This is a genomic window from Paenibacillus donghaensis, from assembly GCF_002192415.1.
Taxonomy (GTDB): Bacteria; Bacillota; Bacilli; order Paenibacillales; family Paenibacillaceae; genus Paenibacillus_AQ; species Paenibacillus_AQ donghaensis.
In genome coordinates this window covers 6,848,490-6,872,389 of the sequence record NZ_CP021780.1, presented here as the reverse complement: position 1 = coordinate 6,872,389, position 23,900 = coordinate 6,848,490, and the positions used below count along the sequence as shown (strand labels likewise).

17 protein-coding genes and 1 pseudogene are annotated in these 23,900 nt (G+C 46.8%); 13 read left to right on the top strand and 5 right to left on the bottom strand.

Translation table 11 applies throughout. The features are described 5' to 3' along the window. Nucleotides 1-949 precede the first annotated feature (949 nt). The 8 genes from B9T62_RS31130 (at nucleotide 950) to B9T62_RS31095 (ending at nucleotide 11,356) form a co-directional block, all read left to right on the top strand. Nucleotides 950-2,578, top strand: coding sequence for a helix-turn-helix domain-containing protein (locus tag B9T62_RS31130; protein ID WP_087918812.1), 1,629 nt, complete (start codon nucleotides 950-952; stop codon nucleotides 2,576-2,578). A 107-nt stretch (nucleotides 2,579-2,685) separates the two neighbouring features. Then, a complete protein-coding gene (locus tag B9T62_RS31125; RefSeq protein ID WP_087918811.1) occupies nucleotides 2,686-3,681 on the top strand; it encodes an ABC transporter substrate-binding protein in 996 nt (331 codons plus the stop codon). 14 nt (nucleotides 3,682-3,695) lie between these two features. Beyond that, entirely contained in the window at nucleotides 3,696-4,751 is a 1,056-nt protein-coding gene (locus B9T62_RS31120) for an NAD(P)/FAD-dependent oxidoreductase (protein WP_087918810.1), read from the top strand. A gap of 329 nt (nucleotides 4,752-5,080) precedes the next feature. Beyond that, nucleotides 5,081-6,121 (top strand): zinc-dependent alcohol dehydrogenase, encoded by a 1,041-nt coding sequence (locus B9T62_RS31115; protein WP_087918809.1) that lies wholly within the window; start codon nucleotides 5,081-5,083, stop codon nucleotides 6,119-6,121. 36 nt (nucleotides 6,122-6,157) lie between these two features. Beyond that, nucleotides 6,158-8,098 (top strand): alpha-amylase family protein, encoded by a 1,941-nt coding sequence (locus B9T62_RS31110; protein ID WP_087918808.1) that lies wholly within the window; start codon nucleotides 6,158-6,160, stop codon nucleotides 8,096-8,098. A gap of 15 nt (nucleotides 8,099-8,113) precedes the next feature. Continuing rightward, the gene (locus B9T62_RS31105) at nucleotides 8,114-9,244 is read left to right on the top strand and encodes a sugar ABC transporter substrate-binding protein (protein ID WP_087918807.1); all 1,131 of its coding nucleotides are present in this window, start codon (nucleotides 8,114-8,116) and stop codon (nucleotides 9,242-9,244) included. Nucleotides 9,245-9,271: 27 nt separating this feature from the next. Next, complete coding sequence (locus B9T62_RS31100; RefSeq protein ID WP_087918806.1) at nucleotides 9,272-9,931, top strand: RibD family protein; 660 nt, start codon at nucleotides 9,272-9,274, stop codon at nucleotides 9,929-9,931. A gap of 51 nt (nucleotides 9,932-9,982) precedes the next feature. Then, on the top strand, nucleotides 9,983-11,356 hold the full coding sequence (locus B9T62_RS31095; protein ID WP_087918805.1) for an MATE family efflux transporter: 1,374 nt from the start codon (nucleotides 9,983-9,985) through the stop codon (nucleotides 11,354-11,356). A 131-nt stretch (nucleotides 11,357-11,487) separates the two neighbouring features. On the opposite strand, the pseudogene B9T62_RS31090 reads toward B9T62_RS31095, so the two are convergent. Together B9T62_RS31090 and B9T62_RS31085 are read right to left on the bottom strand one after the other, a co-directional pair. After that, a pseudogene (locus B9T62_RS31090) lies at nucleotides 11,488-11,795 on the bottom strand (TetR/AcrR family transcriptional regulator). Nucleotides 11,796-12,390: 595 nt separating this feature from the next. Beyond that, on the bottom strand, nucleotides 12,391-13,368 hold the full coding sequence (locus tag B9T62_RS31085; RefSeq protein WP_169834458.1) for an NADPH:quinone oxidoreductase family protein: 978 nt from the start codon (nucleotides 13,366-13,368) through the stop codon (nucleotides 12,391-12,393). A gap of 112 nt (nucleotides 13,369-13,480) precedes the next feature. Between B9T62_RS31085 and B9T62_RS31080 the strand changes: the two genes are divergently transcribed. From B9T62_RS31080 to B9T62_RS31070, 3 genes are all read left to right on the top strand, one after another. Next, nucleotides 13,481-14,377, top strand: coding sequence for a LysR family transcriptional regulator (locus B9T62_RS31080; RefSeq protein WP_169834457.1), 897 nt, complete (start codon nucleotides 13,481-13,483; stop codon nucleotides 14,375-14,377). 263 nt (nucleotides 14,378-14,640) lie between these two features. Continuing rightward, on the top strand, nucleotides 14,641-15,588 hold the full coding sequence (locus B9T62_RS31075; RefSeq protein ID WP_087918802.1) for a helix-turn-helix transcriptional regulator: 948 nt from the start codon (nucleotides 14,641-14,643) through the stop codon (nucleotides 15,586-15,588). Between the two features lie 68 nt (nucleotides 15,589-15,656). Further along, on the top strand, nucleotides 15,657-16,193 hold the full coding sequence (locus B9T62_RS31070) for a DinB family protein (protein WP_087920492.1): 537 nt from the start codon (nucleotides 15,657-15,659) through the stop codon (nucleotides 16,191-16,193). A gap of 13 nt (nucleotides 16,194-16,206) precedes the next feature. On the opposite strand, the gene ahpF is transcribed toward B9T62_RS31070, so the two are convergent. From ahpF to B9T62_RS31055, 3 genes are all read right to left on the bottom strand, one after another. Next, nucleotides 16,207-17,736, bottom strand: a complete 1,530-nt coding sequence (ahpF, locus tag B9T62_RS31065; RefSeq protein WP_087918801.1) for an alkyl hydroperoxide reductase subunit F — start codon at nucleotides 17,734-17,736, stop codon at nucleotides 16,207-16,209. A 14-nt stretch (nucleotides 17,737-17,750) separates the two neighbouring features. After that, nucleotides 17,751-18,314, bottom strand: a complete 564-nt coding sequence (gene ahpC / locus B9T62_RS31060) for an alkyl hydroperoxide reductase subunit C (protein WP_087918800.1) — start codon at nucleotides 18,312-18,314, stop codon at nucleotides 17,751-17,753. A gap of 153 nt (nucleotides 18,315-18,467) precedes the next feature. Continuing rightward, nucleotides 18,468-19,379 (bottom strand): helix-turn-helix transcriptional regulator, encoded by a 912-nt coding sequence (locus B9T62_RS31055; protein ID WP_087918799.1) that lies wholly within the window; start codon nucleotides 19,377-19,379, stop codon nucleotides 18,468-18,470. Between the two features lie 157 nt (nucleotides 19,380-19,536). On the opposite strand from B9T62_RS31055, the gene B9T62_RS31050 reads away from it, so the two are divergent. Together B9T62_RS31050 and B9T62_RS31045 are read left to right on the top strand one after the other, a co-directional pair. Beyond that, nucleotides 19,537-22,680: an alpha-mannosidase gene (locus B9T62_RS31050; RefSeq protein WP_087918798.1), complete on the top strand. Its 3,144-nt coding sequence runs from the start codon at nucleotides 19,537-19,539 to the stop codon at nucleotides 22,678-22,680. Between the two features lie 14 nt (nucleotides 22,681-22,694). Then, entirely contained in the window at nucleotides 22,695-23,837 is a 1,143-nt protein-coding gene (locus B9T62_RS31045) for a glycoside hydrolase family 88/105 protein (protein ID WP_245864168.1), read from the top strand. Nucleotides 23,838-23,900: the final 63 nt, after the last annotated feature.

Below are 23,900 nucleotides of genomic sequence, written 5' to 3'. Positions count from 1 at the left end.
GATATTGGTTGGATATTCTCACTTCATCCACATTTTGAAATATCGAAGCTGTGAGTCCATTCGATGGGGTAAAGGTTTCTATGAAGTCATTTTGATTAATATCAAGGATAACTGCTCCCGTTGAGACCCCATCCAGAAATCCTTCAAATTTAATCTGCGGTTGACCATCAGAATCTACTACAAAAATGGATTTGAAATGAAAGGCGCTTCCATCATTACTTTTTATAATAATTATATCTGGGGCCTTACTTTGGTTATAGGCACCTGAAGTTGCATCAATGGGTGCAACTACACTTTGATCGCCAGCGACCAAAGGATTGATATCTTGCCTGTATGTGAAACTCCCAGTCTGTGTTCCTAGAGAACCTTTATTCACATTAAAAATATCCAATTGAATGCCACTGATATCGGTAGCTGCCAAATCCCCATTGTTAAATCCTACACCATCATGTAATACCTCGCCCGAATTCGTTTCGTTAACACCGGAAAATGTAAGCATACCTGATGCTGCAAAAACCTTAGATCCCATACTACTAAAAAAAGATGTACAAAGAAGTGTGGTTATTACTACGATGGAAATAATCTTGCTTTTGGTAAAAAAATTCCCCATAAATTCCTCCTATAATAATGTATTCAAAAATTTAATAGATTCAAATTTACTAATTTTATCATGTGTCGGTTATAAAATGCACTATAAATATAAGAATAATTTATTATAAATTCCGGCGTAATATATAGTCCTTGTAGAAAGGGAAATCCTCAGCAGAAGTGGAATAGGGAGTATCTCAAAAGCCATGAAAATGGCTGAATTCGGATGTATAATTGATACCGGATGATCAATAGAGGTTGAGGCATGTTATTTGAAAGAAAAACAGGGTAGAGATGGAAGTAACGACGATGGTGAGGATGAAGGTCTGAAAGACAAAAGGGCTCAAGAGGAGTAAGGTCTATGGACAGAAATAACAATAGGTTATATGCATTTAAGTCAATTTCCCGATTTTCTTGCAGTCCCATTCAGTTGGAGCAACGGCTCAGCACTCGATTTGGATGGATGCTGATCACAATTGCAGGAACAGGAGCTGTTATTACCGATCATCAGCGCTATGTCATGTCATCCGGCGGTGCTTTGTTAGGGCAGTCAGGAAACCTTGTGCTGCAAGCGGAAAGATACGATGAAGAGAGCAACTTTTTTTTTATTGAGTTCATGGCTGTTCCACTTCCCGGGTTTTCAGATGAGGACAACCTGGCTAAGGAGGAATCTCATGGGGCCAAATGCAAGGACGCGCCATATGCTAATGAGTTAGTGACATTGTCAGAACGGTTGTTTTCGGTCATAAATATGAATGCTGAATCCCCGCAACGCAGTTTGACTACGCATATGCTCATACAACAGATGATGCTTTGGTGGCTGAACTATGATCATGAAGAGCATAGTCAACAACGAACAACAGATCAGGCAGTATTGTCAACTATGCATTACATGGAAGCTCATTTTACAGAAATGTTGACGAGAGAACAATTAGCCGCAATAGCAGGGATTACCAGTACTTATTTCTCTGTTCTCTGCAAGAGATTGACCGGAATAAGTCCTTTCGACTATCTGGAGCGGCTTCGTGTCCATCGTGCAGCCGAGCTGCTGCTGCAAGGAAGAGAGAACAAGGGGGATCTGGCTGAGGTATCACGTCATTCCGGCTTTCGCGATCCGTGGTATATGAGCAAACGATTTCGAAAGCTTCAGGGCATGAGCCCTACGGTTTATAGGAGCCGTTTCATTCCTGAACGTGTGGCTTCACTGGAGTATCCGTATACCTATCATTTGATAGCACTTGGCATCCTTCCATGTGCTGCAAGCTTCAGCAATTATAACGATGTAATCCAGCCAACCCTACACGAAACTATTGTAGAGCTTCCCTCTCTAATGTCTATTGAAAGTCAAATACAATTGCTCATTAAGAGTAAACCGCAAGTCATTCTCACTTACGATATGGAGAATGTCCGTGAAAGGCTTAGATGGGTCGCACCGGTTGTTTATATCCCTTGGATATCGATGAACTGGCGGGAGCATATGAGAACCATTGGTCGGTTGTTTCTTAGAGAAGCCGAAGCGGTCCGTTGTATAGAAGTATTAGACCGGCAGGCGGAGGATGTCCGGCTGCAAGTATACACAAGGATAGCACCTGGCACGAGGATTAGTGTGTTCAAAATCGAAAATAAACGCTGTTATCTGTATGGCATTAGAGATACCGGCTGCATCTTCTATGAATTTCTTGGGTTTTCCCCTCATCCTCATATCCAGCAGCGTATTGCTCAAGATCCGAATTTTCATAGTATGGAGATTTCGATACAGCAGATGACGGAATATGCAGGAGAAGTGAATTTTGTCATCCTGTTTCCTGATTTGAGCGAGCAAAGTGATTATCTGCGCATGAACGAACACTGGAGACAGTTCGAAATTGCGGCTAAGCATTCGGTGATCTATCTCGATTATCGTGAGTGGCTGCACTATGATCCGATCAATATTGCGGCTCAATTGCAGAAAATCACTGGTTTATTAGCCGGATTAGCGCAGGTTCGTTAACAATATGACCAATAGCTTTTAATAATCGGATGTAGCAGCTTTTCTTATTCCACATTACAATTGATAATGATTATCAGTTTCATTACATAATTGGAGGGAATACAGAGATGCGTACTAGAAAAATGGTTATCGTTGGCATGCTATTGATGGTTATTATGGCATTAACTTCTTGTGGTCAGAAGAATACAGATAATATCAAAGGAACAGAGGCGTCAGCCGTAGAAGCGAAGGAGAATGCAGCGGAGGAGCCAAAAAATCGAACTGTGAAGACAGTGAATGGGGACGTGACCATCCCAGTTAATCCAAAGCGAATCGTGGCAACTTATTATGTTGGCGAATTAGCAGCGCTTGGCATCAAGCCGATCGGTACTGTAATCCGCCAGCTGGGAGATAAGAATCCTAATCTGGCCTCATATACGGAAGGCGTGGTGGATATCGGTGATTTCCCGCCTAATCTGGAGGCTATTGCTGCTTTGGAGCCTGATTTAATCATTGCAACTGATTTTGATGGTATCGAATATGCGGATTTTTCCAAGATCGCCCCTACGATTATCATTCCATGGGTAGCTGAAGATGTTACAACTAAGCTGCGTACCTTTGCGACACTTTTCAATAAAGAACAAGAAGCTGAGAAATTTATCGCTGAATCAGAAGCAAAAGTTGTCGAAGCCAGAGAGGCAATCAAGGGTTATGTATCTGAGGGTGAGACCTTCTCAATCATTAGGTTCTTTGGTAAATCTATTAGAGTGTATGGGGGGCGCGATATTGGCCATTCCCTATATAACAGTTTGCAGTTGACGCCGTCACCGCTTATTAAAGAAGCTATGGACAAGGACCCGAACTTCACTAGTACGGAGGATGTCTCTTTGGAAGTGATCTCAAAATATGCGGCTGATCGTATATTTGTTGTAGTGACGGATGAAGATGGTGACAAGTACTTTGATGAATTGCAAAAATTATCCGTCTGGACGAACCTGCCAGCAGTCAAGAATAATAAAGTGTACAAAATTCCAGCCGACAAGTGGTTCACCTATGATCCTATTTCTATTAATGTAACGTTGGATGAAGCTGTTCGTATTCTGAAAGCGGACGGTCTGAAATAGAGGGGGGAAACCGTATGGCAGTTGAGTTGGAGTTGTATGATGTAACCATTGTTGGAGGTGGGCCAGCTGGATTGTATGCTGCATTCTATAGCGGGATGCGGGATATGAAGACGAAGCTCATTGAGGCGAAGGATGAACTGGGCGGCAGGATGTTGATCTATCCGGAGAAGATGATTTGGGATGTAGGAGGAGTGACACCGATTCGCTGTGAAAAGCTAATTCAGCAGTTGATCGAACAAGCCCAGACATTCGAGCCGACGATTGTACTGAGTCAGCAGGTTACCGGGCTCAAACGGCTTGAAGACGGGACTATGATTGTGACGTCGAATACCGGGGAAAGCCATCACACGCGTACGCTCATTCTTGCCTTGGGATATGGGGTGATGAAACACGCCAAATTGGAGCTGGAAGGAGCAGATCGTTATGAAGTGACGAATCTACACTATACGGTGACTGAATTGGAAGGCTATCGCGGCAAACATGTATTGCTTTCCGGTGGTGGAGATACAGCCGTTGACTGGGCTATGGAATTGGAATCGATTGCAGCCAGTGTTACGGTGGTACATCGCCGCGAGCGCTTCGGCGGACATGAGAAAAATGTGAAATATATGATGGAATCATCCATGAATATTCACACGCCATATGCTATAGCGCAATTACATGGCAGCGGCAATGCTATCGAAGCTGTTACGATTGCACGAGTGGATGCTGAGGGTCGTTTAACGGAGGAAACGAAACGGTTGGAAGTGGATATAGTAATCATCAATCATGGTTTGCTCGGTGACTTTGGCCCAATCGTCGATTGGGGATTGGAGATGGGGAAATGGGATATTCCGGTGGATGAAAGAATGGCGACGAATATACCTGGGATATTTGTAGCGGGAGATACAGCTAACTACTCAAGTAAGCTGCACCTAATTGCCGGAGCGTTCACTGATGCGGCATTGGCTGTCAATGGTGCGAAGCTGTATATGGACCCTGCAGCGTCAAAGATGGCGTATGTCTCCTCGCATAATGCCAGATTTAATGAGAAGAACAAGGCACTCCATATAACGGAAGAGGACGCATGAAGCTCTGCTAGGATCATCAATAATAAACATCGAGTGTAACGCCGTGTGAAACCAAAGCCTTAATCCTTGTAGGAGCAGGATTAAGGTCTTGGTTTTTTTGTGTTCCCAGGGCCGTGTGAACGAATTCCTATTCTCGCTTGGCAAAGGAAAATGATTCCGGAACGCCGCTAAATGATAGCGTTACCATCAATATTTTTACTAAAAATGTAAGGGTATAGCACATATTGACAAAATTCACCTTACTTCGACATAGTTGATGTGTTATATTCTGGACGAATATTAAGTACAGTTTGTTTGATCCTATCAAAAACTTGAAAGGGAGTACTTGTATGGAAGCACTAGTATGGACATCCAATCACAAGCTGGAGTTATGCGAATGTAAGGAGCCGCAGATTGCAGCACCGGATGAAGTGAAGATCCGGATTGAGATGACAGGTGTTTGCGGAACGGATCTGGCGGTGGTTACCGGTAAAGAGGAGGGCGTTCCAGGTATTATTCGCGGTCATGAGGCTGTAGGCACTGTCGTTGAAATCGGCAGCAATGTCGACCGCTTGAAGGTGGGAGACCGCGTAGTTATTGATCCCAATAAAAGCTGCGGCGACTGTTACTACTGCCTGAGGCAACAGCCTCATCTGTGTATGGGTAGAGACGGAAACGGGATGCCCATTGCAGGTTTGAATCAAAATGGCACATTTACTTTTTTTTACTCCACTGTACAAACGTTTGCACACCGTCTTCCTGATCATATGAGCTGGGAGGCGGGGGTTTTGGTCGAGCCGCTGGCCTGCGTGCTGCACAATTTTAAGGAGGCAAATGTTTCGGCAGAGGATAAGGTACTTATTCTCGGGTCGGGTCCGATGGGTATTTTGTCACAAATGGTCAGCAAATCAAAAGCGGCACTCACAGTTGCGACGGAGATTAATCCATATCGGCTCGCCTTTGCAAAAAAGACTTCAGACTACGCTCTGACGCCTTCCGAACTAAACGAAACTAACGTAAATGAAATCTGCTCGGGCCGTAAGTTTGATCTGATTATCGACACGGTTGGTACTCAGCTCGAGATTGCAGAGAAATGGATTGAACGTGGAGGTCGGATCGTCCCTTTCGGAATTAACGCCCAATACCGGTATACGTTTTCTCCTACCAAATTCGTACAACATGCGATCAAAATTATTGCGGCAGGAGAATACCGCTATATGTTTGAGGAGGCTTTGCGATTTGCCGCTGAGACACCTGATTTGAAGCATCTAGTGACCAGAAAAGTAAAGTTGGAGCAATACGAAGCGGCGATTAACGAACTGCTCGGCTATGAATTAAGCTCTATGAAGGCGGTAAAGTGTGAAACTGTAAAGACAGTTTTTATTCCGTAAAGCACAACTACAAAAAGTAAGAGGTGAGACCTGCTGATGAGCCAAAAAAGCAAATTAGGATTAGTTCAGGATTACTTATCTGCATACAAAGATAAAGACGTTGAGCCCATTTGGATACCCGCAATTTGGAACGAGTGTCAGTATGATCGCTTTCTCGCAGAGAAAGAGGGTGAAATTTACGTACACCCCTATGATTTTATGACGGAGCATCTGCAGTATTTGTCCAAGCTTTCTTGGAGATATCTGCTCAAGGAACGGACAAATTTAGACGACAGTGCAATCTATTCCTCGCTCGTTCGTTACTCGACAGCTTGGGATTACAATCATGATGGAACAATCGAATCCGGTACTTTTTTGCGGTTCTGTATTCTTCTGCCGCTGCTCAAAAAAATAGGCGTCAATATTTTGTACATGCTTCCGGTTAACCAATATAGCAAGTTGAACCTGAAGGGAGACATCGGATCGCCTTACGCTGTGCAATCGTTATTCCACCTGGACCAGAACCTGCACGATAGCCTGCTGGACGGCATGGAGAACTTCACGATTCACGATGAGCTTAGCGCTCTGGTAGAAGCCTGCCATTTACTTGATATTAAGACCGTTGTCGATTTCATTCCGCGCGTTACGGCGAGAAACAGCGAGTTTATCGCCGAGCACCCGGATTGGGTGTATTGGATCAACAATGATGCGCTGGAAGGTTTTGCACCGCCTCCGATTCCGGAGCTTGGTTTTTTTGAGGAGTGCACACCTGACAAGTTGGAGTCCGTCTATCGCAGTCAGGAGACCGCAGCGTTCCTTCGGAAGTTCTCACAGCCGCCAAACGAGCTGAACCCGGTACTCTGGGAGCAGTTGAAGCAGCGCGCAGCTAAGACTGGGGAAGAAATATTAACTTTGGTGGAGCAAGAGATGGGCATAACGACATCGCCGGCGCACTCGGACTGGATTAACGATGTTCAACCGATTTGGACAGATATTACATTCTTGCGCCTCTACAAGGATTTCTCTCCGCAAGTGAGACATCTTATCAATCCCGATCAGGCGCCATATGTCCTTTTCGATACGATCAAATGTAATGACTACCCGGGGGAAGAACCGAACCTCGAGCTGTGGGAGGTTCTGGAGCAGGCAGTACGGTTTAGTCTCGAAACGTACGGTATTGACGGCTTCCGCATCGACATCGGACATGTACTTCCGACTCCGCTGCTGACCCGCATTTTTGACACGATTAAAGAGATTAACCCGAATGCCATATTGATCAGCGAGGACTTGTTTAACCGTAATCACAAGAAAGCGGCCAACACTGGCTACAACATCATGCTTGGCAGCGGGTGGAACGTCATGACACAAATTACGAAGGACAATCTGATTGCATTCTTAGAGGAGCTGCCTGAATTAAACATTCATGTGTTTGCCTGTGCGGAAACGGCAGATACTCCGCGCATCACGAGCCGCGGCGGTGTCGAGGTTGCCCGTATGATCGCGGTATTTAATCAATTTCTTCCGAACGCGATTCCGTACGTGACTACCGGCTATGAAATGAACGAGGAGCAACCCTTGAACTGCGGTCTGGGAGACAATACGAACGGAGCCGACATCTTGCGCGCCTTTTTTAACGTCATGCAGATTAATTGGACGAATCCTGCGCCGATGCTGCCGCTGCTGGCTGAGCTAAGCAACTTTAAAAAAGACTGGCTTGAGCTGGTCAAGCCCGACAACTTCTTCGTGGCTCAATCACCGGATGGTACCGTGCTTTATGGGTATATGCATGGAGATCAAATGCTGTTGTGCTGCTTTAACTTGAGCGCTGATGCTTCCGTCCAAGTCGATTTGAAGGCTGCCGTACCTGGCCACGTACCATTGACTGTGATGCTTGACAGTTCCTTAACGACCAGCAGTGCAGGTCAGACGTTTGACAACTTGCTGCTTGCGCCTAATCAAGCTTTAGTGCTCGTAGACAATAATAGACAAGCAATTTAAGGGAGAGAGCCTACGATGAAAAGAAACAAAAAAGAAATCGTGTTATGGCACGAGTTTGACGGACCGGGAGATACCTCGATTGAAGTGCTGGAGGAAATTTGTAGGCTTTATACGGAGCGCTTCGGCATACAGGTTACTCCGCAGGTGATGAACATTACAGCGTTGATTGCTGGCCTGAGTCGAGTCAAGGAAACCGGTCAAGGCCCGCATCTGGCGATGGTTCCTGCCGACATGTCCTCCTACGTGGAGAAGGGTCTTTACTCCGAAGTGCCAGACGGGCTGTTTGCTGATGTGTTGACCGAAGCTGCCCTTTCAACGATGCAAATGAATGGTGTTCAGTATGGTGTACCGGTATTGCGAGGTAACCATCTGGTTGTGTATTACAATAAAGAGATTTACGCCAGTGCGCCGACGTCATGGGATGTGTTCGAAGAGGCAGCGGAGAAGCTGACCGCTCAAGACATCGTGCCCATCGGGGCAGATCTGAAGGAAGGCTATTGGTTTATTCCGTTCCTCTCGGCTTTCGGTGGTTGGCCTGTAGAGGCAGGACAGCCGAATATCGTTACCCCTGAAATGAAGCAGGCGCTGCAATTCATCCGCGAGAAGATGGATCAAGGCGTGCTGGCTAGTCTCGACGGCTCAACAGGACTGCTAGAGCAGTTCATTGGCGGCAAAGTGGGTGCCATTATAAGCGGCGAGTGGATATATAACCATCTGGATAAGCATATGAAGGATAAGCTTGCCGTTTGCCAGCTTCCAGTCATTGAAGGCCGGCAATCGTTGTCCATGTCTTCTTCGATCGGCTTGATTTACCCGAATCATTCGTTAACGTCCGGGGAGCGGGAGCATATCTTGTCGTTCACGCGCTTTATGCTGAGCGACGAATGCCAATCCATGTGGGCGGTCAAAGTGCAGCGTATTCCGGCTCATGAAGAGGTGCTGAATCGGCTGGCCGCCTCTACTACACCTAACAAACAAAACATTCTATCACTTTTGGGCAATACGCGTCCGATGCCGACCCATCCTTTTATGATCCATGTATGGGAGTCGATGCATACCGGTCTGATTGAGCTGGACTCCAGCAATGCTGAACAAGCGCTGGAAAAAATAGATCAGACCATCCACGAGTCCCTAAACGCATTGTGAAGCTAATATGTGAAGGAGAGAAACTATATGAAAACAACAATATTCAGTCAAATATCTATTGATGGAAAGTTAACTTTGGGGGCGGGTAATTCGAGCAAGGAGCTTTTCACCTTGTTTTCCAGTCAGGATATGGAATACATCCATCTCTTCCGAGGGGATGTACAGGGCATTATGGTCGGTAAAAATACGATCCTGACTGACAATCCGTTTCTAACTAATCGATATGAAGACAATAAAAATCCAATCCGCATCATTCCGACGAGGACTTTGGACATTCCGCTGGATAGCCATGTGCTATCTGATCAAGGGAAGACGATTATCGTCACGACCGAGCGGGGGAGAGATGAGGCCAAAATCCAGCAGATCCGGGACAGAGGGAAGGATTGCCTCATCTGCGGCGACGATAAAGTCGACTTCGTAGAGCTTGAGCGTCAGTTGGAGGAAAACTACGGCATTACTGACCTGATGGTCGAAGGCGGCGGCTTTTTGAACTGGCATATTTTTAATCAGGACATCGTCGATGAAATTATTCTGATGCAGCTCCCGATCATCATAGGAGGCTCCTCAAACATTACTTTAGTGGATGGAGAGGGTTATCAGGAATTGTGCTTTACGAAAAAGTTCAAGGTTGTAGAAATTCAGCCTAAAGATAATTACACGCTTATGCGCTATAAAAAAGTGATATGACATCAGATCCAAGGCAGATGAAATCAATAATATAGGAGTTGTGAAAAAACCATGTCAGACAAGGATAAATTCTACAAAAGTGTGTATAAAATCGCTGTGCCGGTTACGCTTCAAAGCTTGCTCATGGCACTGCTCAACTTGACCGATCAATTGATGGTCGGACAACTTGGGGATGTGGCCATCGCCTCAGTTGGGATGTCGACGAAGATTTATGGGATCATCGCGGTCGTATTGGCCGGCTTATCGACTGGTGTATCGATTTATGCCGCACAGTTTTGGGGGAACAAAGATGCCAAAAGCATATCACAGGTGCTGGGCCTCGGACTCATCATCGGCTTTGTGTTCTCGTTCCTGTTCTCCGGAGCGGTCTTCATGGATTCGCAGCTCTTCTTGAGCCTATTCACCACAGACGTGAATGTGACACAAAACGGGTATATTTTCCTGCAAATTATGTCGCTTGGCTTTGTACCTGTCATGCTTACGATGATGTATTCGGCAATTCTGCGTAGTACCGGGCATGCCAAATGGCCGATGTATGTAAGTTTAATTACAGTCGTTCTGAACATTATACTGAACTACCTGCTTATTTTCGGTAATCTCGGCGCACCTGAACTTGGTCTGAAGGGCTCAGCCATTGCTACGCTTATTTCGAGGGTTTTCGAATGCTTGCTGATCATTGGTGCCGTATACCGGTATCGCTTGCCAGGAGCTGTCGGGTTGAAGAACTTGTTCATTATTCCTAAACCGCTCATTCGCAAGTTTTTTGGAACGACCTATCCGATTCTGTTGACCGAATTGATCTGGGTATTGGGTGAAACAGCATATGCAATTATCTATAGCCGGATGGGAACGATGGAGATGACGGCGATGACAATTACATTCCCGCTGCAAGGGCTGTGCATCGGCTTATTGTCCGGCCTGGCCAGTGCAGCCGGGGTCATGGTCGGCAACCGTTTAGGCGCGAACGAAATCGATGTCGCACTCGATCACGCCAAACGATTTATTCGTCTTGGCATCGTTATCTCCCTGATCGTCGGGGTTGTCATTGCGGCAGGCTCAAGGCTGTATGTCTCTGCGTTTAACATCTCCGAGGATGCCAAACAAATGGGCACTTATATCATTATCGTGTTCGCTGCATTTCTCTGGGCCAAAGTATCCAATATGATTATGGCCGGCGGCATTCTGAACAGCGGGGGAGATAGCAAGTTCGTATTCGCCATGGAATCGACTGCAACGTGGATTGTAGGTGTACCCTCCGGGCTGCTGCTGTCGTACATCTGGAAGCAGCCTGTCTTCCTTGTGTATCTTGTCATATCTCTTGAGGAGGTTGTCCGCTTCGGCTTCGGCTATGCACGTATTTATTCCCGTAAGTGGATGAAGAATTTAGTTAACGATTTGGCTGACACCCAAAACTTAACCCTTTAGACAGTTTCTTAAGCTGGAACTTTATCAAACATCGATGGGATCTGCTTTACCACTTACAGGGCGGTGAACCGTACCATAAGTAACGAGCCTCTAGAATCACTTCTAGGGCTCGTTTTTCAATTTATTCCGAATTACTTCAGCAGTGTAAGTATTACTTCTATCGAATTATCGACAAATGATCGCTCTGGACGAGACTTCAATATTACGGTTAGTCCAATTAACGATACGAGCAGCGCCTGTGATACAGCCTTTGCATTTTCCCCGATCTTGAGCTCACCTGATTCTATACTCGTTCTATGGTTTCTTGAAATATGTCTGGTTCGGATAAGAGAAGCACGGGACTTCGTGTATTTGTATATACTGGGGCGTTGAATTCCCATTTTGGAAGTTAAATCACTTAATGAGTAGCTTCATATCCCTTCTCCCAAAATAGTTGCATAGCTGGTTACTACTTAGGTCCCTCTAAGGATGTAGAATGCTACACTAGAGATTTCAGAGAAATTAGATGCAAAAGTGCATTTAATTTCAGCTGGAATTCCTGTTATTGGGCAAATAAGTGCGAATCTGCAACTATTTTCGAGTAAAACGATTGTTTAAGGCTCAGAATCCGAAATTAGATGCGTTTTCGCACTTATTTGCTCTAAAACAGAAAAAATCTTCTAATTAGATGCAGATTCGCAACTAATTCGGTGGATTGTACTTATGTGGCGATCAGACTTTGATGCTCGGGAACAAGCAGTCCGCCGTCTTCGCGGCTCAGCCCGATGTTGCCGTGGTCGCGGTCGTTGTCTCCCGCTTCGAAAACGACGATGTAGCCGTGCTTCTCTAAACGAAAATCACACTCCGTTTCGTCGTCCAGTTCGACCTTTAGTTGGTTGAAGTAGTCCTCGACTTGATCTAGGAGTGCCGTTGGAAGTGCTCCGGCGCGGCGCAGGACGTCAAAGTCCTGATGTTCTTGATGATCCTTATTCTACGTATTTACGTCCTTAGAGCTTTTGAATAAGGTGCTAATACTATATATGTGATGACATCAGTTAGGTTCCTCTTACAACAACTAATTCTAATTGTCGTTCACGAAGAGAGCCGAGGGCCTCCGGAGCATTATCAAATCCATAAACAGAGGTGGGGGGAAGATGTATCTTTCCTGTTTCTAGCATGTTATTTAAAACCTTGATACTCTCAGTACGTTCTTCTTCTGAGCGAACTAAGTGGAGTGCGCCGGTAACAGAATAGCCTTTAGATAGGATATGCAATGGATCAGGGCGTCCCCAAGTTCCGCTCGCAAACCCAATTAGTACAACTCGCCCTCCTAAAGTAATACTATTTACAGCGTTAGTATAAACGTCACCACCAACCGTATCATAAATTACATTGACGCCCTGACCCTCAGTAAACCTGGCAATGGTTTCATCAAATCCTTGCTCTGCTGGATTAAAGATATAGTCAGCTCCTTGATCGCGGCAAAACTCCTCTTGTTCTTTAGCCCTCGCTGTGGCAATGACGGTTGCTCCAAGTGCTTTGCCTAATTGAATGGCTGCTGAACCAGTTCGGCCTGCCCCGCCTAATACAAGTAACGTTTCCCCAGGTTTTATCGCTGCACGGTGAACAAGACCAACATATGCAACATGGAATGAGCCTAAGAAACTAGCAGCTTCTTCATTTGAAAGCGTTGATGGTGCCAATATAGTGCTGTCACCTGGGCTTAGGCAATATTCTGCCAATCCTCCCAAGCCAACATGGTAACCTGTAATTCCCATTACACGATCCCCTTCTTTAAATGGATATCCAAGGCCTGCTTTGTCTACAATACCTACTATCTCTTGACCAAATGAAATGGGTAGTGTTTTGGTAATTAAATAAGTTCCTTCTAGCATCATTTTATCGGGGAGACCTAGTACTGTAGCCAGAACTTTTATTCTAGCTTCGTTTTCTTGGGGCTCCGGTAAGGGGATTTCTATTTTTTTCACAACCTCTTCAGCTTTTCCTAATGAATGTGCCTGCCAACTAAACATAAACATTTCTCCTCGTTAATTTATATTTGTAATACTCTTCTTGACAAAATTATAGATTAACATCATTATGAGTTCAAATCATGTTTTTCATATTAATATGAGGAGAATTCATATGACTTTAACTCAACTTCAGTGCCTTGTAGCTCTTGCGAAACTAGGCAGTTTTACAGAAGCAGCAGTGCAAATGAATTTAACTCAATCTGCTGTGAGTCATGCACTAACGGCTTTTGAAAATGAGTTAAATATTACTTTGATAGAGCGTAATCGTAAGGGAATTATTACTTTCACCCCTGTGGGGAAGAGGATTTTGGAGTATGCACGTTCTATTGTGTCTTATGCTGAAGCTATCGTACAAGAAGCAAAAGCAGAACAAGGAGAAATAACAGGAAAACTACGTATTGGTTATATTCCTTTCATACATGCAGGCATGCTAGCTCGTATAATAACAGTTTTTCAAGAGAGATATCCAAACGTAGAAGTGGTGCTTTTTGAAGGTACCATATTGGAAATAGAAGATTGGCTAAACCAGAATATAATTGATGCTGGATTTTTACTTCATCCGTCTGTTGGAAAAAATAGCACATTGATATTAACAGATGAGCTTTGTGTACTGGTTCCTTCTGGACATCATTTAAAGGAAAGGGGATCTATTGCTCTAAGTGAGCTAGGGGCGGAACATTTTATTTTATCTAAAGATGAGTGTTCATTTGATATTATTAATCAATCTGGTCCTGAAAAAGAGAAAATCACTCCGCATGTTAGGTTTAGGGTTCAGGACAGTGCAACAATATTCGCTATGGTGCAAGAAGGGCTAGGTATAACTCTACTACCACGTATGATGCTCTCTAATAGTCTGGAAGGAACGACAATTCTATCACTTGATCCGCCCCAACTACTACCTATTGGAATGGTTGTAAAATCAAAACAACGGAGTTCGCCAGCTGTACAGGCATTCATTGACGTGGTTTCGATGGTTGCTACTATGGGGAAAGACAGGGGTGAATTATAAAATGAAGAAATTAGGAGTAAAAGGTTATGTTAGTTTCTATACTGAATTTAACCAAGAATAGAATTTGCGAGGGGTTCCTAAACAATTATGGAAGCATAAGTAGAGCAGATTTTGAAGACTCTAGCCATTGTGAAATTGTCGCACACTTAGTAAACTCTCGCTTTCTTCATTACATCCGTTTGATTTAAGAAGACAATAAAATTTATTAGAGTGCCCTGAAAACTCCAATCAGGCACATGTTTCTGATGAAAGGGTGCAGCCGCATGAACAAAACGGATCGGTTGTTAGCCATAGTGCTTGAGCTGCAGCGTAACAAAGTGTTACGGGCCGAGGATTTGGCCGCTACATTTGAAACCAGCGTGAGAACCATCTATAGGGATATTCAGGCTTTGAGTGAAGCAGGCGTATCCGTGATCGGGGCGCCAGGGCAGGGATACTCCCTAATGGAGGGGTATTTCCTGCCGCCGGTTAGTTTCACGGTGGAAGAAGCGGTGACGTTGCTCATCGGGACAGATTTCATCGAGCAGTGGTTTGATGCCCACTATGGCAGTAAGTCTCGTACTTCTAGAGGGAAGATTGAAGCCATCCTGCCGGAACCAATCCGCAGCGAGGCCTCCCGGATTCGCAAGAGCTTTCGGTTGCGTACATCCCCTGAAGATGTAGCACGAATACAAGAGAAGGCATACTTGGAAGTGATTCGCCGAGCGTTATTGGAGGAAAAGAAAATAAGCTTCCGCTATTCCAAAAGAATCGCTGAAGCCGATGGGAACCGTCAAAGTGTTCGTACGGTTGCTCCTTATGGGCTTGTGCTGCTTCATGAGGCCTGGGTACTCATCGCATGGTGTGAGTTGCGTCAAGACATCCGTCATTTCCGGTTGTCCCGGATGACGGAGCTAATCGAGCTGGAAGCTGGATTTAAGCTGCCCGCAGATTTTCATCTGGAGGCATACAAGCCGCCAGACGATCGCAACATCCGTGTGCGCGTTCGGGTCCAGTCTGAGATTGCCGATAAGGTAAGGGAGTCCAACAACTTCTATACAGAATCCATAGAGGATGGTGCGGAAGGGTTGCTGGTGACCTTTCGCGTTCGGCAGCCTGAAGAATTGCTGCACTGGGTGCTCAGCTGGGGAAGCGGAGTGGTTGTGCTGGAGCCGGAATCCTTCCGGAACCGGGTTAGAGACGAACTGGAGAACATGTTAAAACGCTACTGACATAATGGTGTCAGTAGCGTTTTTATATACTTAGCTCAAAAGATGACTAAAGGAGCTAATACATGATGATTACAACAAAAGAAGTATTACAACGTTTTGAGGAAACTGCGACACATTATATTCATGAGCTGAATCATTTCAATATGGAGCAGCTGAAGCAGCAGCCAAGTGAGAACGAGTGGTCCATCGGACAGATGGTTCAACATCTCATTAACTCGGCGCTGTATATGCAGCTTCGTAATGCTGATCAATGCCTGATGCCAAGCCAAGATGCCCTGGTATCTCCAGCGGGAAAAACCGAGGCTGGTGCAGCTATATTTGCGGAAGGAAGTTTCCCGCCCATTCGTATTCAGGTTCCGCCTTCCCCCCAATATACGCCGGAGCAGCCGGAAAGCAAAGAGCAGCTAATCCAAGGGTTACACACTGTCATTCAGAGAATGCAGGAGATTGAACCTACCCTTGACAAAGCGTCCAAACAAAATACAGTGTCCCATCCGCGATTCGGCGGACTATGTGCGGAGGAATGGTTTCTGCTTGTTGAAATGCACTACCGTCATCATCTTCTGCAGCTGGGCCGCTTAACCGAAGGATTGGTTCGGTTCTAATGTGTTTCATTCATCAATTGCGGATGAGATAATCGAATGCCCCTAGAGCAGCGGTCGCACCCGAGCCCATGGAAATAATGATCTGTTTATAGGCACTATTGGTACAGTCGCCTGCGGCAAATACTCCTGGTATATTCGTAGCGCCATGGCCATCTACAACGATCTCACCGAAGCGAGTACGTTCAATGACATCGCCTAACCAATCCGTATTGGGCACAAGACCGATCTGGACAAACACACCCTGCAACTCAATATGTTGCACTGCTTCTGTATCACGTTCAACGTAGCTAATACCGTTTACCTTGTCGGTGCCTGTAATTTCTTTGGTTTGAACGTTCTTTATTACCGTTACATTAGGTAGACTGTAAAGACGTTTTTGTAGCACAGCATCAGCTTTCAGCTCCGGCATAAATTCAAGCACCGTTACATGCTTCACAATGCCTGCGAGATCAATCGCTGCTTCAATGCCGGAATTACCGCCGCCAATAACGGCTACGTGTTTTCCTGCAAACAATGGACCGTCACAATGAGGACAGTATGCAACACCTTTATTCTTAAACTCTGCTTCGCCAGGTACACCCACATTGCGCCAACGGGCACCTGTTGATAGGATGACGGTTTTGCTCTTCAGCACGGCACCATTTTCAAGCTCGATTTCGATAAATTCCTTCTTCTCTAAACGTTTGGCACGCTGTAAATTCATCACATCAATGCCATACTCTTTGACATGCTCTTCCAGACTGGCTACAAGCTTGGGACCTTCCGTATGCTTCACACTGATAAAGTTCTCAATGCCCATAGTGTCCATGACCTGGCCCCCAAAACGTTCAGCAACAATGCCTGTACGAATGCCTTTACGCGCCGCATAGATCGATGCACTTGCGCCAGCTGGGCCGCCTCCAACAACGAGCACGTCATAGGGTTCTTTATTAGTAAGCTCTGATGCATCCGGAGCATCACTGATCTTGGCGAGAATTTCTTCAAGTGTCATGCGACCACTGCTTAAGAATTCACCATTCAGGTAAACAGAAGGCACGGCCATGATGTCTTTACGTTCTACTTCTTCTTTGAATGCTGCGCCGTCAATCATAGTATGGGTAATCCCGGAATTGAGAACACTCATCAAGTTTAGGGCTTGAACTACATCGGGACAATTGTGGCAACTGAGACTGATGTAAGTTTCAAAATGATACTCGCCTTTAATGTTTCGAATCTGATCGATTACGTTTTGCTCAACTTTTGGAGCTCTTCCACTTACCTGCAGTAGAGCTAGCACTAATGAAGTGAATTCGTGTCCCAAAGGGACACCAGCAAAAGTTATCCCAGTATCTTCGCCGATACGATTCACACTAAAACTTGGTGTTCTTGGTAGGCTTGTTTTCTCAACAGTAATGCTAGAGGACATAGCGGCTAATTCATCCACTAGAGCTAGGACTTCATTAGATACATCATCGGTTCCTACACTAACCTTGAGCAGCACATTTCCTTCCATAAGTTGAAGGTATTGATTCAGTTGTACCTTTATATCTGCATCTAGTATCATATTTATCCAACTCCTTAGATTTTTCCTACAAGATCAAGGCTTGGTTTAAGTGTTGCAGAACCTTCTTGCCATTTAGCCGGGCAAACTTCACCGGGATTGTTTCGAACATATTGTCCTGCTTTGATTTTGTTGACAAGAGTACTTGCATCACGACCGATTCCGTCTGCGTTAATTTCAACCGTTTGAATAATACCGTCTGGATCGATAATAAAAGTACCGCGGTCAGCATGACCCTCGGATTCGACCAGCACATCAAAGTTGCGGGAGATTGTATGGGAAGGGTCTCCGATCATAGGATAGGTGATTGTACCAATAGCTTCTGAACTATCGTGCCATGCTTTATGTGTGAAATGAGTATCTGTAGAAACGGAATACACTTCAACTCCAAGTTGTTTTAGAGCTTCGTATTGGTTTTGTAGATCCTCAAGCTCGGTGGGGCATACAAATGTAAAGTCTGCTGGATAAAAGCAAACGACACTCCATTGTCCTTTTAGATTCTCTTCCGTAACTGTGATAAATTGACCCTTGTGATAAGCGGATGCTTTGAACGGTTTTACTTCTGTTCCAATGAGTGACATATTAAATTTCCTCCTAAGTGTGGTTTTAAAAGATGAGAAAATGGCTTTTCAGGAAAAATAGTTATTCGTTATTAATAATGATTCTAATTAGATATTAATTATTATTTTATCTCTTGTCAAGCGAAGCGTTGCTACTTTTTGGGTTTATGCTGATTAATAGGACAGGCCGGTTGAAGCTGTATTGGAGGAGAGCTGCTGCTTGCGGAACTCAGATGGAGACATACCGCTTAGCTTATTAAATACACGATTGAACTGAGAGAAGCTGTTGAATCCGCACTGCTCAGCTATAACGGAAATCTTATGCCGGGTGTAGATCAACAGTTGTTGGGCATTGCGGACTCTGGTCATCTGGATGTACTCGGTTAGCGTAAAGCCGGTGATCGACTTGAACTGGTGTGATAAATAATAGGGGCTGATATAGAATTCTCTGGATATGGAATCAAGCGACAACTCGCCGTTGTAATGGCTGTGGACGTATGCGGTAATCGAGTATATTTTTTGCATAATGGCACTTCCGATCTCATCCAGAACATAACTGTTGCGGTCCCGCTGCTGGAACAAGGCACACAGAAACTGTTGGAACAGGCTGTGAATCAGCACAGGATTCAGCGGAGATACGCCATGCGATAAGGTGAAGATAGTGTTAAGGGGATCAAACACGGTTCTGCGCGGTTCGCTCGTTAAACGGTAGATCGGTACTTCTTCCCCAAAAGGGAGAAGCATACTTTTGTAAGCGGTTTCTAATCCGGGTATATTTTTGGGCATGGCAAAGTTTATGATCAGCCGCTTATGCGGAGGACCTAACGGATATTGTGTCTTATGCAGCCGGTACGGACGAAGCAGAACGATGTCATATTGCTGTAGGGCATACACATTCCCTTCGATGATATGGGTTGCTCTGGAATCCAACAGAATATGAATCTCATAAAAGTCATGAAAATGCTGAAACTCCATATTGATATTGTGGGACCGCTGATCATAATCGAAATAATAGAAAAGGGAATCAGCTGGAGTGTTGATGTGTACGCTATACCCTTGCTCATACAACAATTCGCTTTCAAGCATATCTTTCACCGCCACATTCTCTAATATGCACTTATTATACGGACAAAAAAGCAAGATATGCAATATAAGTGGGTCATTACAGCAATTATAAAGTAGTTTTTGAGGGAGGAGATTGCTATAGTGGCTTCATGTAAACGGATGCAAGGGGTGAAATGTGATGTTCTTGACAGAAGAGAAGCTGGTTCGGCGTCAGGCCGAAATTGGAAAGTACAGGTATCGCCAGGTACTGGAACTGAAGGAATTGGAGCTGGCGGAGGACGAGGACGGGGCGAATGGTGTATATCCGGATGTAATCTCATTCCATGACAAGATCAAGCTGCACGAATGCTGGTCCGGGCGTGACCGTTATGTCTGGCTGCGTGCCGTGACGGTGCTGCCCCTGAGTCAAGCGGGCTTCAAGATCGCCGGAAGATTTGACTTCGGCAAGTCGGGGGCCTTCAACAACTCCGGGTTTGAATCGCTGCTGTTTGTGAACGGGGAGCCTTATCAAGGCGTTGATACCAACCATAGGGAGGTTATCTTTGGCAAGGAATTAAGTGGTCAAACCGTGGAACTTGTCTTTCGGCTGTGGTCAGGTCTGGAGGGCGGGGGGCCGCCCGTTGTTCAAGAGCACCGGTTGAGCGAGGCGATGATTGGTTATCTGGATGAAACGATTGATGATCTGTTCTATATGTCGCAGGCGGCGCTGGACACCTATCGCTATCTGGGCAGCGACCAGCCGGAGAAGCAGTGGCTGGGCAAAGCGCTGAACGACGCGTTCCGTGAAATTGACTGGTCGGAGCCTGGCTCGGAGGCGCACGCGATCTCGCTGTACCGAGCAGGTGCCAGCTTGAATCAAGCGGTTGATGCCATGCCCAAAACATTTGATATGACGATTACAGCCGTTGGCCATAGCCATATTGATGTCGCCTGGCTGTGGCGGCTAAAGCATACCCGGGAGAAGACGGCACGTTCATTCTCTACCGTGCTGCGGCTGATGGAGGAATTTCCGGAATATCAGTTCCTCCAAACACAGCCGCAATTGTACGATTATCTGGAGCGTGATTATCCCGATCTGTTTAGACGCATCTCCGATAAAATCAAGGAAGGCCGATGGGAAGCGGAGGGGGCAATGTGGCTGGAGGCAGATTGCAATATCCCGTCCGGCGAGTCATTGGTCCGCCAGATATTGGCGGGCAAACGCTATTTCCGTGAACAGTTCGGCATCGAGAGCAAATATTTGTGGCTGCCGGATGTGTTTGGGTACAGCTGGGCGCTGCCGCAGATTTTGCGCAAGTCAGGCATAGATACTTTCATGACAACCAAAATCAGCTGGAACCAGTTCAACCGGATGCCGCATGACACCTTCTGGTGGCGGGGTCTTGATGGTTCTGAAGTGTTGACGCATTTCATCACAACCTCGGAGAAGAATGGAGATGCCTATACGTATAACGGCCGGATGACAGCCGCTCTCCTGCGGGGAATCTGGAATTCGTATCAGGACAAGGCAATCAATGATCATTTGCTGTTTGCTTATGGCTGGGGCGACGGAGGCGGTGGGCCAACACGGGAGATGCTGGAGCTTGGGCGGCGGTTTGATAAGCTTCCCGGGATGCCCAAGATTAATATGGGCAGCGCCGGAGAGTATTTTGCCGGACTGCATGAACGTATCGGGGATACTAAAGAGTATGTGCATACATGGAACGGCGAACTATACTTCGAATGCCACCGGGGGACATACACCTCTCAAGCCCGCAATAAAAAATACAACCGGCGTCTGGAATTGCTGCTGCGGGATGCGGAATGGCTGCACACACTGGCCGGTGTGAGACGCGGCGATCTGGAAACCAGTTATCCGGCGGAAGAGTTGCGGGGCATTTGGGAAATCCTGCTGCGCAACCAGTTCCACGATATTATTCCCGGCTCGTCGATTAAAGAGGTTTACGAGGACAGCGACCTTGAATATGCGGAAGGAGAGGCACGGTCGCTGGCTTTAATTAACGGAGCGAGCGAAGCCGGACGCAGTAACAGCGGGCAAGGCCGCCTCACGCTGCTGAACAGCTCGGTCTGGGATCGTCCGCGTTATCTTGAATTGCCGGGAGAAGTTGCGGATACAGCTATCATCCATGATGCCGCCGGGCAGCTCCTGGAACAGCAGCGGACGGCAGACGGCGGAAGGCTGGTGTATGTTCCCGCCGTGCCTGCAATGGGTACGGCAGTCCTGCAATATGTACGGGGACAGCAGGACAACGCTCCTTCTTGGGAGGGAGAAGTGCGGCTTGCGGATGTCGCCGGCAACAGCCTGACGACACCGCTGGTTGAGGTGGCCTGGAACGATCAGGGCCATTTCACCTCGATGCGCGACCGCCGGAACGGCCGTGAGCTTCTGGCACCCGGAATGCGCGGCAATGTGCTTCAAGTATTCGAGGACAAGCCGCTGGATTTTGAAGCCTGGGACATTGATATATTCTACCAGGAGAAAATGACGGAAATCTCGCAGCTTGTCGAATGTGCCCTGGTAGAGAATGGACCGCTGCGCGCTGTCCTGCGCATGGTCTGGACCTATCATCTCTCCACGATTACCCAGCAAATCATTTTCTATCGCGATACGGCCAGAATTGACTTCCGGACCGTCATCGACTGGCATGGGCATAATCAATTGCTCAAAGCTGCGTTTCCGGTCGATATCCATGCCGTGGAAGCTACCTACGATATTCAGTTCGGCAATGTCAAACGGCCCACGCACTGGAACACGAGCTGGGATTATGCCCGTTTCGAAACGGTGGCCCACCAATGGGCCGATGTCAGTGAGAAAGGATATGGCGTGGCTCTGCTCAACGACTGCAAATACGGTTATGACATCAAAGACAGCGTGCTGCGGCTGACGCTGCTGAAATCGGCTACTCACCCCGATCCGGAGCAGGATCAGGGCAGGCATACCTTCACTTATGCGCTTTATCCGCATACAGGAGATTTTGTGGAGGGCGGGGTTGTCCAGGAGGCCTGGGAGCTTAATAATCCCCTGCGTACCGTGCCTGGAGAAATGGATGGGGAGCCGCTATTCTCTATCCAAGGCGGACATGTACTGGTCGATGCCATAAAGCGCTCGGAAGATGGCAGCCATGTGGTACTGCGCCTGCATGAATACGCCGGTTCACGGACGCGGGTGCGTGTGGAGAGTGCCTACCCCATTGCATCCTGGCAGGAGTGCAATTTGATGGAGGAGCCGCAGGAGGCATGGCGGGTGGATGATTTGGCATTCCAGATTAAGCCCTACGAGATCAGGACTTTCAGAATAAATATAGGGAAAGCGCACAAATGAGGGAGGACCAAAAAATGGCGGGAGAAGGAGTGGAGCCACAGATGGATAACAGCCGGGTTAACAAGGCCGAAATCATCGGGAAGCTGAACCGCGTGACGGATAAGCTGCTGAAGCTGGAGCGGCCGGACAACGAAGCCGAGCTGCAGAAATTAGGAGATGATGCGGGACGGCGGGGATATTTCGCTCGTGATTTCGGAATGGAAGAATGGGACTGGCCGCAGGGAGTGGGGCTATACGGGCTCCAAAAGCTTGAGCAGCATTTCGGGGACGGCCGTTATCAAGATTATGCCAAGCCGTGGATGGGCAAGCAATTGGAGAAGGGGCTGCCGAGCCGGAACATCAATACGACTGCACCGCTGCTGTCGCTGATGGAACTGGAGGGAGCGGAGGAATTAAGCCTTGAATGGATGCAATGGCTGATGCATGGTCTGCCGCGGACAAAGGAGCTTGGCTATCAGCATGTCACATCAGGAGCGAGCAAGAGTGAAATTACGCTCAATGACAATGAAATATGGATTGATACACTGTTTATGGCCATTCTGTTCACGGCAAAAATGGGAGTGAAGTACGATAATTCTGAATGGCGGCAAGCGTCGCTGCACCAACTGCTGCTGCATATCAAATATCTGTATGACAAAAAGACGGGACTGTTCTTCCACGGCTGGCATTTTGGCGGCCGGCACAATTTCAGTGAAGCCTTCTGGTGCCGCGGCAATGGTTGGTTTACGCTCGGCCTGCCGGAGTATCTGGAGCTGATGCGCCCGTATCTGGACAGCGGAGTCTTCACCTATCTTCAGCAGATCCTGCATTCGCAGGCAGAGGCCTTATTGGCCTGCCAGAGTGAGGATGGGCTGTGGCATACGCTGCTGGATGACCCGGCCAGTTATACGGAGACGTCTGGGTCGGCAGCCATAGCGGCCGGCATTCTGCACGGTGCCCGCAGGGGACTGCTGCCGGAGGCGTATGCACAGCAGGCCCTGAGAGCGATCCAGGCTGTGCTGGGCAGAATTGACAGTGAGGGCACAGTGCTTGGCGTATCCGGCGGTACACCGATAGGTGCGGCAAAAGCAGATTATAAGCAGATCATTATTGCCCCTATGGCCTATGGCCAGGCGATGGCTTTAGTTGCGCTTGGAGAAGCATTGTATTACAGTTGAGTGCCGTATCCGGCAGTTTAATCCGGCGATAAAAGAAGCGGCGAAATATTTGCTTGTAGCTTC

What these genes read in the sequence shown, in the direction of transcription:
- B9T62_RS31130 (WP_087918812.1), top strand. Translation starts at nt 950, where the DNA reads ATGGACAGAAATAACAATAGGTTATATGCATTTAAGTCAATTTCCCGA.
- B9T62_RS31125 (WP_087918811.1), top strand. Translation starts at nt 2,686, where the DNA reads ATGCGTACTAGAAAAATGGTTATCGTTGGCATGCTATTGATGGTTATT.
- B9T62_RS31120 (WP_087918810.1), top strand. Translation starts at nt 3,696, where the DNA reads ATGGCAGTTGAGTTGGAGTTGTATGATGTAACCATTGTTGGAGGTGGG.
- B9T62_RS31115 (WP_087918809.1), top strand. Translation starts at nt 5,081, where the DNA reads ATGGAAGCACTAGTATGGACATCCAATCACAAGCTGGAGTTATGCGAA.
- B9T62_RS31110 (WP_087918808.1), top strand. Translation starts at nt 6,158, where the DNA reads ATGAGCCAAAAAAGCAAATTAGGATTAGTTCAGGATTACTTATCTGCA.
- B9T62_RS31105 (WP_087918807.1), top strand. Translation starts at nt 8,114, where the DNA reads ATGAAAAGAAACAAAAAAGAAATCGTGTTATGGCACGAGTTTGACGGA.
- B9T62_RS31100 (WP_087918806.1), top strand. Translation starts at nt 9,272, where the DNA reads ATGAAAACAACAATATTCAGTCAAATATCTATTGATGGAAAGTTAACT.
- B9T62_RS31095 (WP_087918805.1), top strand. Translation starts at nt 9,983, where the DNA reads ATGTCAGACAAGGATAAATTCTACAAAAGTGTGTATAAAATCGCTGTG.
- B9T62_RS31085 (WP_169834458.1), bottom strand. Translation starts at nt 13,368, where the DNA reads ATGTTTAGTTGGCAGGCACATTCATTAGGAAAAGCTGAAGAGGTTGTG.
- B9T62_RS31080 (WP_169834457.1), top strand. Translation starts at nt 13,481, where the DNA reads ATGACTTTAACTCAACTTCAGTGCCTTGTAGCTCTTGCGAAACTAGGC.
- B9T62_RS31075 (WP_087918802.1), top strand. Translation starts at nt 14,641, where the DNA reads ATGAACAAAACGGATCGGTTGTTAGCCATAGTGCTTGAGCTGCAGCGT.
- ahpF (WP_087918801.1), bottom strand. Translation starts at nt 17,736, where the DNA reads ATGATACTAGATGCAGATATAAAGGTACAACTGAATCAATACCTTCAA.
- ahpC (WP_087918800.1), bottom strand. Translation starts at nt 18,314, where the DNA reads ATGTCACTCATTGGAACAGAAGTAAAACCGTTCAAAGCATCCGCTTAT.
- B9T62_RS31055 (WP_087918799.1), bottom strand. Translation starts at nt 19,379, where the DNA reads ATGCTTGAAAGCGAATTGTTGTATGAGCAAGGGTATAGCGTACACATC.
- B9T62_RS31050 (WP_087918798.1), top strand. Translation starts at nt 19,537, where the DNA reads ATGTTCTTGACAGAAGAGAAGCTGGTTCGGCGTCAGGCCGAAATTGGA.
- B9T62_RS31045 (WP_245864168.1), top strand. Translation starts at nt 22,695, where the DNA reads ATGGCGGGAGAAGGAGTGGAGCCACAGATGGATAACAGCCGGGTTAAC.